The 10,246-nt window shown below is 46.0% G+C and carries 9 protein-coding genes; 3 read left to right on the top strand and 6 right to left on the bottom strand.

Annotation, left to right across the window (positions count from 1 at the left end):
• The first annotated feature begins 5 nt into the window (after window positions 1-5).
• Window positions 6-836, top strand: coding sequence for a DUF4397 domain-containing protein (locus GWG06_RS00385; protein ID WP_160710757.1), 831 nt, complete (start codon window positions 6-8; stop codon window positions 834-836).
• Between the two features lie 4 nt (window positions 837-840).
• On the top strand, window positions 841-2,478 hold the full coding sequence (locus GWG06_RS00390) for a hypothetical protein (RefSeq protein ID WP_160710758.1): 1,638 nt from the start codon (window positions 841-843) through the stop codon (window positions 2,476-2,478).
• A gap of 87 nt (window positions 2,479-2,565) precedes the next feature.
• Here the strand turns inward: GWG06_RS00390 and GWG06_RS00395 are convergent, their stop codons facing one another.
• Window positions 2,566-3,201, bottom strand: a complete 636-nt coding sequence (locus GWG06_RS00395) for a hypothetical protein (RefSeq protein WP_160710759.1) — start codon at window positions 3,199-3,201, stop codon at window positions 2,566-2,568.
• Between the two features lie 308 nt (window positions 3,202-3,509).
• Here GWG06_RS00395 and GWG06_RS00400 point away from each other — a divergent pair, with 308 nt between their 5' ends.
• Window positions 3,510-5,069 (top strand): hypothetical protein, encoded by a 1,560-nt coding sequence (locus GWG06_RS00400; RefSeq protein ID WP_160710760.1) that lies wholly within the window; start codon window positions 3,510-3,512, stop codon window positions 5,067-5,069.
• A gap of 145 nt (window positions 5,070-5,214) precedes the next feature.
• Here GWG06_RS00400 and GWG06_RS00405 read toward each other — a convergent pair whose 3' ends face one another.
• From GWG06_RS00405 to GWG06_RS30495, 5 genes are all read right to left on the bottom strand, one after another.
• Window positions 5,215-6,084, bottom strand: a complete 870-nt coding sequence (locus GWG06_RS00405) for a PepSY-associated TM helix domain-containing protein (protein WP_160710761.1) — start codon at window positions 6,082-6,084, stop codon at window positions 5,215-5,217.
• A gap of 126 nt (window positions 6,085-6,210) precedes the next feature.
• The gene (locus GWG06_RS00410) at window positions 6,211-6,351 is read right to left on the bottom strand and encodes a PepSY domain-containing protein (protein ID WP_160710762.1); all 141 of its coding nucleotides are present in this window, start codon (window positions 6,349-6,351) and stop codon (window positions 6,211-6,213) included.
• Between the two features lie 84 nt (window positions 6,352-6,435).
• The gene (locus tag GWG06_RS00415; RefSeq protein WP_160710763.1) at window positions 6,436-6,600 is read right to left on the bottom strand and encodes a hypothetical protein; all 165 of its coding nucleotides are present in this window, start codon (window positions 6,598-6,600) and stop codon (window positions 6,436-6,438) included.
• Window positions 6,601-6,904: 304 nt separating this feature from the next.
• Complete coding sequence (locus tag GWG06_RS00420) at window positions 6,905-7,900, bottom strand: DUF6528 family protein (RefSeq protein WP_160710764.1); 996 nt, start codon at window positions 7,898-7,900, stop codon at window positions 6,905-6,907.
• A gap of 62 nt (window positions 7,901-7,962) precedes the next feature.
• The gene (locus tag GWG06_RS30495) at window positions 7,963-8,193 is read right to left on the bottom strand and encodes a hypothetical protein (protein ID WP_235938062.1); all 231 of its coding nucleotides are present in this window, start codon (window positions 8,191-8,193) and stop codon (window positions 7,963-7,965) included.
• Between the last annotated feature and the right edge of the window lie 2,053 nt (window positions 8,194-10,246).

Genomic DNA, 10,246 nt, shown 5'->3' on the forward strand with positions numbered 1-10,246 from the left:
TTTATATGAAATACTTTATACAGTTACTGACAGCTATGATGTGCCTGGCCGTAACCTTTACCGCATGTACAGACCGGGAAGAAGCCGTGTTGCCGGCCAGCAGCCCGGTTGCCTTCTATAACGCCTCTCAGCTGCTCAGACAGGAGCTGGAAAGAAAAAATCCGGGCATCGCTGTAAAGCCTGCATTTATCCTGGTGAATACGCCCGTGCCGGTAAAGCCGGATACACTGCGGACTGCCGAACGGCAGTATATGCCGTATTTTGCCGTGAGCATATCCGGACAACAGTTTTATCCTATGCTGAACGTAGCGCCCAGGCCTGTTCCATGGATTTCGTATATGCGTGTAACTCCCGGTATGCAGGAACTTATTTTCCTGAAACCCGATACTACCCCGGCGGTAAAAACAGTGATCGACGCCGGCCGGGATGTAGCGCAGACAGTATTCCTCACCGATAGTCTGGGTATATACCGCACTATTGTTACCCATGATTCCCATCCTGACTTTGATAAAGGCGTAAGCCTCCGCATTGTGCAGGCAGCACCGGATACAGGCCTGTTACGCGTGAGAGTGAACAGGGTATGGCTGGGCGATAGCTGGGCCTATGGCACGGCCTCCGGGTATTATCACCTGCCCCTGGCCGACAGTTTATCATCCACCCTGTATACCATTCAGGTGACACCCGCCGGAGATACCAGCAACGTGTTAAAGCAATACCTGCTGAAAGCCGGCCGGTCACAGTCCTATACGCTTATCATCAATGGTTACCTGAACTATCATGAAGAAACAAATTACGCATCACCGGATTTCAGGCTTTCCTTCATCAGAAATAAATAATACCATGAAAAAGATAACTGTTGTAATATATACGCTGCTATTGGCCTGCTGCATACAGGTATCCTGCCGGAAAGTAGAACAGGATATCGACGATCAGTTTGAGCAGCCCAGTGTAAGTACCACTACCTTTACGATGGCCAATGGCCGGAGTTTTGAATATCCGAGAGCAGCAAAACCGGGAGATACGATTACCATCGGCGGAAGGCTGAACCTGGGCAGAGGCGCGGTTATCCGCCTGGGAAAGGAGAATGCTGCCATTATCAGTATAGACTCGCTCGATTATAAATATTTTTTCACCGGCCAGCTATATACTTTTGAAGTAGCGAAATTTATTGTGACGCCGGGGATGGGATCAGGTCCGCAGCCGCTGGTAGTTACCTGCGGCCGCTTCAGTAACAGGGCGCCGGATATAGTGCTGACGGCTCCCGGAGAAGGCGGAGGGCAGCCGGATACAACGATGACCGTTACAGCTGTTTTTAACAGCGGTATACCAGGTTTTGAAGCCAGGTACAAGCCATACCGGAACGGTAATGATTATTTCAACCGCGGCCGCCAGGTAACCAGCAACGGAACTGTTTATATCAGCAGTGCATGGGATATTTACCGGTTTACCAACGGACAGGCAGAAAGGGTATTGCAGAAAGAAGATGGTATCCTTATCGACGGGCAGCAACTGAAAATACTTGAGATCATGGGCATGGCGCCGGATCCCGCCAATACACAACTGTACCTGTCGCTCCGGGTGGCGGTAACGGCAACAGATGATTACCGCCAGGCCAATTACCTGTTGCGTAAAGACCTGGCCAGCGGAAAGATCACCGTACTGAATAAAACATTGCTGGAATTATATCCTGACTTCGACGAGCTGACGGGCAATACCATACCGGCAGTACCGGGCTGGCGCGGCCAGGCAGGCCAGCTACCACTGTTTGCATCGAACCTGAAAGTAGATGCCAAAGGAAGATTGCTGTTCTCTGAAGAAAGACTGAAATTCTACGGCAGGATAGATGCTGGCGGACAGGTAACGCCGCTGATAGAAAGTTACTACGGACAAGGTGGTCTGTTTAAATACCTGATGCTGTTCGGATTCACCCAGGACGGTCTGGCTGCTTTTGTAGCCCATGAAAATAAACCGGACTATCCCTGGTCTTCCGGCGTGATGGTGTATGATCTGGATCGCGAAGAACCGGATACCTACATAGATGCAGGCGTTAACTATACCTATGCCTCCTTTGATCCTGATCCGGCCAGGCGGATGAAAGTACAGAACGGTTTCTTTGGTATCCCGGAAACAGAAATTCCTGCTGGTATCTATCAACCGCTTTCGCGGAAAGAAATGTTGTTTGTTAACTCATTCAGCATCGCTTCTGTAAATCATATGCTGGCCTACCTGTACGTTTATGCAGGGATCGAACTAGGCTGCACCAATACACAGAACCCTGATTATCTGCTGCCTGTACAACGGAAGCTCACAGGCCCTGCCCTGTATGTGAACTACGGCTATGATGAAGAACAGGGTGGCATTAGTTTTATAGGCACCGATGCCAGCGGTAAAATTTATTTTATGCGTGGCGGTATGAAACTGACGTTCCCCAACCGGAGATATGTGCCGCCGTATATTTATACTTTAGGGAAAGAGTGAATATAGAGGTGACGTGGTGAATAAAGCCCTGCAACGTGCTGAAAGCGAAGTTGCAGGGCTTTATTATTATAAGTGTATGATGAGGAACTATTTGTCCTGTTCCAATACTGATTTGAATTTTTTAGCAAAGTACATAGGAGCCGTTAGGAAATTACCAATAAAGAATAAGCAAATTGAACAAAGAAAACCAACAACCCCTATTCCAATACCATCAGGCGTATGTAATCTGGAAAAGCAAAGTAATAGGAAAAGGGGTAGCATTCCAGTCACAAGAAATATCCGGGAAAGAATTTCTATGAAGTAATAATTGATGAGAGAGGCTAAATTGTATCGGATGTAGATTTTATCTTTATCATACCAAAAAAATGGTTCCATCAATTTGATTGTTTTGGGAGTTAGCTGAAAGCTATACAGCTCATACAAAGCTAGTATTTTCTCTCTTTTCATTTTTCCGGGATCAAATTTGAATGTAAGCTTAAATACCAGTCCATCTAAGTTATCCTGCGCTACTTTGACGATACTTTTATTTATGCTGACAGGACCGGTAATGAAAGACAGATCATTTATTTTGCCTTTTAATCCTAAACCTTTATAACCTTTGAAAATATCCGGAAGTACCTTTGCAATAAATAAAGTAACTGTAATTAATGTTGCGGTTATCATCCACACCGGTGCACCTGGTTTGGTAAGCTGATTGAGAAAGAAGGTTAAAGTTTTTTCCATAAAAGTAATTTTACGCCAAGCTCCCGATCTTGTTTAGCATTATTGTAAACCGGAATTGCATTTTTGGTATATTAACAGTTTCAGTGATTCATCGTACTGATTGCTCTAACCACAAATAGGCCGTTAATAGACCATCGATAGATATTTGTAATATTCTCGCTGCTACCATGTCGCATTATCCGGTTATAAATTTATTGTTGCAGGTATGCTCATCCCACATTCTTTTGACCCTGCCGGGAAGCGCGCTCCAGGTCTGATAAGATTTGGAATAATCTGCTTTAACCTCTCTCCATTCTAAAAACTGATTTATGAAAAAGCTATTTTCTCTTTTCAAAGTGGCAGTATTATTAGTATTCCTGATACTGCTATGGACCAGCTGTAAAAAAGAGCTGCAGCCCATGGATACGGCCGGAATGAATAATGATCTGAAGCGTTCGGTTGTCTTATCGGGCGTACCTATACCACCGCTCGACTGGGAGCATATCGACTATATGCCTACTCCGCCCGGGACACCGCAGGTTTTTGTGCCGTGGGCATCAGGTGCGTCGCGGCAATTTGCGCCGGAGCTGGCAGATGATTACAAGACAGCAGACGGATGGGTACTGGTGTACAATACATTCAATACTACGTATACCCCTGACCGTTGGTACTTCATGTTATATAATAAATTCCGGGGCCTGTTGCGTATGTATTATTACATCCCTGCAACCGCCGGTTTTATACCATCCCGCAATATCATTCATGCGCTGGCGATAGAGAAGGGATATGCCGCATCGTCTCCCATGATGAATTTCGCTGACCAGGAAGTGATAGATATGACCTACAATTCCCGCTCCGCATCCACCGTGGAACAGTGGCAGGTAGCACCCGGAACCTGGTATGCCCTGCAGTTTGAGCTGGCCTATGATCCGCAGATGTCTGCCCAGAACTTTACAAACTTCTCCTTTAACTGGACGATGAGATCCGCTAATGTAACAGATATAGTACTGGAAGGTACTTCTTCCGGAACGCTGACAGGCTCTATCTCTATTCCGGGTACCAACTTTACCGTATCGCCTTCTTTTAATATCACCGGTGGCAGCAGCACTTCGGTAAAGAACGGCTTCATCGTCATGAATGGTTCCAGCGATACCGAGAAGGCCAAGCCCACCCTCGGCACACAGATTATCAATAATATAAAAACTGCGCTTACCAGCGGCCTGCAGGGAATAGCAAAGAACATACTCAGCGGCCTTTTTAAGAAGAAAACCAGCACTGCGCCGGAAGAAAACGTAAGCCTGAAAATCAACACCAACATCTCCCTGAAAGGTACGCTGACAGATAATTTCCTGATTACCTCGCCGGTATTCGCCATACCGGGATATGACCAGACTGCCACCACCGGCGTAGTACCGGCATATAATCAGCCCCTGGGCGTATTTTATCTCTCTGCCAAGCCAATTACCTATTACAGGTATTCCTCCATTGCTGATAATCCCGGAATAGGAAGCACCTATTTCAATACACAAGGCTACGGCGTGGATACGAATTCCTACAGAATCATCTTCAACCCTGCAGTTACCAGCATCGCAGACATCAGAAACATCAGAACAGAAGCGGTGGCCCTGGATCCGCTGGCCCAGTATTTAAGAGATCCTAATTTTTCCATCTCCGGCGCCAATGAAACTATCGGAGACAGGGTAGTACGCGTAAATGGAAATGGTATCGGCTTCGTTATCATCTACAAAAAGCAATATTCTCCCATAGACTATCCACTGCTATACGATATAGGCGTAAGAATCACCTTCGACGTAGTCCCGAAAAATGGCGCCGCACCCGTTACCGTTAGTAAAACGTTCAGGACGTTTATGATCCCATATGAGGAATAATTACGAATTGCAAATTACGAATTACGAATGATGAATGGCGAGTGAAGAGCGAAGATGTAAGCGGATAAAGAATTTACTTCTTTGCTTATGTCTTTGCTCTTCACTCGCCATTCATCATTCGTAATTTGTCATTCACAATTCGCAGTTACTTCTTCCTTTTCCTTCCCCACCAGATGATAAATCCAGTGACCGGTAAGGTAGTGCAAATGAGTCCGGCGAGGAACGTTATGAATTTGCCCAGCTGGCCTTTCCATACGCCCATATGCAGGGTCCAGTTGATGTTTTCTATTGTTTCTGCGCGTTCATGTGGGCGTGGGATAGGCAGTGGCTGGCCGCTGTAGCGGTCTATTACTTTAAAGTGACCGCCTTCCACGCTTTTCAGGCCCATCCTGCGGGCTATCCACATCATATAGTGACCGGAGGAGTCGATGTCATACAGGTAAACCTGTGCGGCGCCTGCCTCCGGATACTGTCTGAACAGGGTGGCAATAGTCTGATTCATATCGGCTGCGGTACGTCCGGGCTGATAACCGGGAAGAGATGCCTCCCATTCATGCGATTCTTTGCCGCCAAGGGTTTTGAGGGTGAAGTCCATCAACGGTTCAAAGGCGATCAGTAATCCGGTAATAGTCAGGATCAGCGCGGGCAGCAGGGAATAGAATCCCGGTACATTATGCAGGTCGTAGTTCAGCCGTTTGAAGCGGGCTTTCCATTTAATGGTGAAGCTGGCTTCCCGTGTGCTGCGGGTCCACTTTGCCGGCCACCATAGTACCAGCCCGGTGATCAGTTCTATCAGAAAAATGACGGTGGCAATATCTACTATCCAGATGCCGGGATCATGCAGCAGCAGGGACGAATGCAGGTGAGCCGTTATATAGAAGAAGTTGGCAAAGCCATCATCTTTTAAAATCTCACCGGTATAAGGATCTGCATATACCATACTCAATCCCTTCTCATCGCTGAACATACGGAACTTCACGGACCGCTGCGGATCTTTGAAGGAGGTCAGGATCATAGGCGCTTCTCTTTCAGGAAAGGCCAGGTGTATATTTTTCAGCAGGCTGTCTACAGGAAGGCGTTGCGCCTTTACTTCCTTTACGTATAACGCTTTGCCGGCAGAGAAGTCCAGCAGTTCGTCGCATTAAACGATGAGCGTACCGGTAAGGGCTACGAATACCAGGATGATACCGGAAGAGATGCCCAGCCAGAGATGCAGCCAGGCATTGATTCTGCTGAGCAGGGGCTTTTGCTTTTTAGGTGTGGTCTTCTTTTTATTTTCCATATTGTTTTCCCTGGGGATGCATCAGAACTTGTAAGAAACGCTGGCCAGCAGCTCGCGTGGTTTTTGCGGTTGTCCGTAAAAGTTTCAGTATTCCAGGTTGGTCAGGTTGTTCACCTTTACGCCTATACGATATTTGGGCTGGTCATAGAACAGGGTGCCATTCATGGTGGTAAATGCGGGTACGCCAAAGTGCTCATCGGAATCATCCGCTACCGGAATACCTCCTGCCAGTGAGAGAAAATATGCCATCCGGTATACTGATAAGTTGCAGGTGCTTCCATAGCATTGTGATGTTTTAGTGCGGCTGCAAAGCTACTGGCGGGTTGCGTCATGCTTCACTCGAAAAGGGAAATTTTATTACGCAAAACGTAATTTTTATTTTTCTGTCAGATGTTTTCCTCCCCTGAAAAAGAACAGAGATGATAGTTCAGCACCATCATCTCTGCTAAAATATTTCCAATCACCTCCTCCATCTGTCTCCTCCATCGATCTCCTTCACCCACTCCGCTGCATTCCAAATCTCAAATAACCAAATAAAAAAATAACAAAATACCTAGTGTGTGCATTCGTGGAAACTATCGCCTGCAGGGTAGCTGAAGGTATTCACGGTTTTCCAGCGGGCTTTGTACAGGCCGAGGGCGGTATTTTTATATACAATGCCACCATTGATGTCGGAGAGCTGGTCTGTTCTCCAGGATTCTCCGCCTGCGCCGGTGGCTACGGCAATGATGGCAGGGTAGCCGGAGGGGCCGGAGGAAACGGATTTTACAGCGCTGAGGGTTTTAACGAGCGTGAAAGCGCCGGTGGTGACATTGAAACGGTAGATATGCCCGGAGTTGGTCAGCCACAGGTCGGTGGTGCTGCCATAAACAGGGAAGAGGTCATGCGCATTTCCCTGGGGCATGGTATACGTTGCCTTGAGGGTGAGTGCGGGCGATTTACAGCTGCCGTTGTAGGAGAATACTTTCAGTTTGTCTTTTCCGGCGGCGTATAGCTGTTGCCGTGAATGATCCCAGACAACGTTATGTACATCTTCAAAGGTGATGGGGGCTGTCTGTGCGGAGTTGTCGTTAATGTAGGAGTCTACGGTGAATATCATCAGATAGCCTCCGGTAGTGGATGCGGTGACGATGTTCCCGTTAGGCAGCAGTTCGGCGGAGTGGGTATTACCGCCGGCGTAATCGTACCAGATAGCTTTTTTGGAAGCTACGCTGATGAGCGCCACACCTCCGCCGGAGGCGGTAGCAAGGATGTAGCTGCCGTTGTATACCAGCTTGGCTTCGCTGAGATTGGAGAACCAACCCTGTGCACCGGTGCGTATCATTGCATAGGCAGCGGTAGCTTTCCATTCCCAGGTGATGGTGTTGCCGTTGGCTACATCTACCATGATGATACGGGCATTTTTCTGATCACAGATAATGATTTCCCTGGAGGCGGCTGCGGTGTTTTCAGTCGCCGGCGTGTTGGGATGATGTTGGAGAACTGGGTGGCTGTCACGTTTGCAGGACAGGAGGAAAAGCAGTGATACTGCCAGCAGAAAAGGTTTCATGTGTGGAATTTTTGTTCGTGATAAAATGAGTGGAAAATAATTGTTCGCTGTTAAAGGGTCTGTTATGGCAGACAGTTATCGTGGTTGTTAACGGTAGTATAATATATGAAATCTGAAGCAATCCGGCAACTGCGGCATTTTTGCAGGGTATTGGCGGCGTTGTACGGGCTGCCGGCATTTTTGCGGGCAGCAACTGTAAGAGAGGTATGGGCACTACCTGGCGCAGGACTCATGATGCAGACAATATGAGCCTGTATACGGCGTGGCCGCCGTGTAAATACCCGGTTTGCCATGTAGCACCCGGTATCTGCCGCCGGCCGTGAAGCCAGCAGAGCAACATATCACCCATGTACGGTTATGACATAGTAATACCTTGCCCCAACCAGTGGCGCTAATAGCTTTCTGAAACAAAATTTTACTGTTTCCGTATCCATTAACATAACGGCACGCCATCTGTTAATTCCCGGAACCAGGCACTGAATGGCCATTACCGCCTGTTGCCGGTAACGGGTCTTCAGTGCAATATTATTCCTGAAGTGTGCAGTATTCCAAATGCGTTAAACAGCTCTGACAAAAACATTTGCTGCTGTGACGTCAGCTTTGTTTGCAGTATTTTTTTGATAGTAACGATGGTTAAAATCCTGCAATATCGTTTTTTTAGTAGACGCGCGTGAAATGATAATACCCCCAGTCCGTCGACTGTTTTTTTACAGAAGCGGTAATTTTTCCAGTAATCATTGCTGCAACGTCACTGTGTGAAAGCTGGCGGAGATGGCAAGGCCTTGTGTTATGGCTTTCATGGCCTGCTGTAACCTCCTGATAGTAACAGTATTAAAAGTCCTGCTGTGTCTTTTGTTTATAATAGACGCATGTGCAATAGCGATACCCCTAGCATGCTTAGTTATTTTTTATGCAGGGTATTCGTTGCGGGGTCTGTGTGCAGCTATATGACAGTATGTTTACAGCGATGATGTGCTGAAAGCGTTGCTGATACAGTGTCTTGTGGTTTGTTGTATAATGTATGTGGTAACAATTAAATGGAGCAGGTCATCCCGGATGAAGAAGGTTTAGTACATACTTATAAAGTACACGGTCCGGATTTTTCTTTTCCGGCATGTGCTGTATGTGAGGTGGACTGAGCCATGGATTTGATTTAGCAGCAGCAGGTGCCTGATACATTTTTTTGTAATAATGTAATCGGTACACTTAAGGGAACAAGGATTAAAATCTGCTTAAAATTTCTAAACCGGTTAGCCGGCAGTTATTTTGATGTGCCAATAGCGGTAACAATATCAGGGTTGTGTGCTGTTATGTAGTACCGGATTGTTTTAGCAGGTATTGTGTGGTGCTGTATTGTTGCTGTATTTTATGTTATCGGGAGCGAGTGATGATATTAACTAATTGTTAGAAAGCCTTATCAGATGGTGTTTGTGTTTTGTTTTCCGGTATTCATTGTGCCCTTCGAAATCCTTTTCTGTATTGGGTTGTGTCGTTTCGCTGCATTGTGAGGTGTGTTGTGTTAATTAATTTTTAATGCAGTATTTGTCAAAAATATATTTTTCATGTTTTAATTTTTTCTATCTTCGTATAGATAGTAACCCATTCTGCAGATCCGTTTGATCCACCAAATTGAGGTCTGCATATTATAAAGATCCTTGCAAACCGCCAGAGCGCAAAGTTTGATTTTTAGTTGAAGAAAAAGTCCTTTGTAAAACTGCTCGTAAAGAAATTCGATTTTTATGTTTTAAAAACCCTTTCAAATTCATGCAAACCACTAAAAGTAAAGTTTAATGTTTAAAGAGAACCTTTGTGCATTCACTTGTCGCAGGGCGTTTTTGAAATCCTCAATGAACCTATTTTTATGATTAAGCATTTAGATTTTAAATTACTGAGATGTTGTTGTGCTTCACTTTGATCCTTTAAACTCAGAATGTTCCAGGTAATTTGTTGTTTGTAAATAACTCCGCAGTATGTCTTGCTGTAAGGTACAGCGTTGCATAGTGAGGAGCCTTATTTATAAACTGGTTGTTGCTATTAACCCGTGTGGTGCAGTTTCTTCACCATATGCCCTTTTTATTTAAGGGTATATAGAATGTTTGATCCGGTTAAAGTGTGCTTTTCAGATAGTAAGCATTCCTGACTTTCAGGATAGTGCCGTTTATACTGTAAAGGCAGGTGTGTTGTACGCCAGGTGTCGCCTGGGAAGGTTTATTATTACCTGATTTTTAAAATTACTGAAACCTTAGTACCTGACCGGGAGCCCGCTGCTGCCGGAACAGAATAACTATACCATTTATGATCGCTGCCGGAGAGCGTCCGGCAACAGGATTCTAAAATTCTTATATC

The sequence above is a fragment of the Chitinophaga solisilvae genome (assembly GCF_009928525.1).
In the GTDB taxonomy this organism is placed as follows: domain Bacteria; phylum Bacteroidota; class Bacteroidia; order Chitinophagales; family Chitinophagaceae; genus Chitinophaga; species Chitinophaga solisilvae.

Bases quoted from the DNA above. Each gene is read 5' to 3' on its own strand.
- GWG06_RS00390 (WP_160710758.1), top strand. From the start codon at position 841: ATGAAAAAGATAACTGTTGTAATATATACGCTGCTATTGGCCTGCTGC.
- GWG06_RS00415 (WP_160710763.1), bottom strand. From the start codon at position 6,600: ATGGCATATTTTCTCTCACTGGCAGGAGGTATTCCGGTAGCGGATGAT.
- GWG06_RS00385 (WP_160710757.1), top strand. From the start codon at position 6: ATGAAATACTTTATACAGTTACTGACAGCTATGATGTGCCTGGCCGTA.
- GWG06_RS00395 (WP_160710759.1), bottom strand. From the start codon at position 3,201: ATGGAAAAAACTTTAACCTTCTTTCTCAATCAGCTTACCAAACCAGGT.
- GWG06_RS00400 (WP_160710760.1), top strand. From the start codon at position 3,510: ATGAAAAAGCTATTTTCTCTTTTCAAAGTGGCAGTATTATTAGTATTC.
- GWG06_RS00420 (WP_160710764.1), bottom strand. From the start codon at position 7,900: ATGAAACCTTTTCTGCTGGCAGTATCACTGCTTTTCCTCCTGTCCTGC.
- GWG06_RS30495 (WP_235938062.1), bottom strand. From the start codon at position 8,193: ATGGCAAACCGGGTATTTACACGGCGGCCACGCCGTATACAGGCTCAT.
- GWG06_RS00405 (WP_160710761.1), bottom strand. From the start codon at position 6,084: ATGATCCTGACCTCCTTCAAAGATCCGCAGCGGTCCGTGAAGTTCCGT.
- GWG06_RS00410 (WP_160710762.1), bottom strand. From the start codon at position 6,351: ATGGAAAATAAAAAGAAGACCACACCTAAAAAGCAAAAGCCCCTGCTC.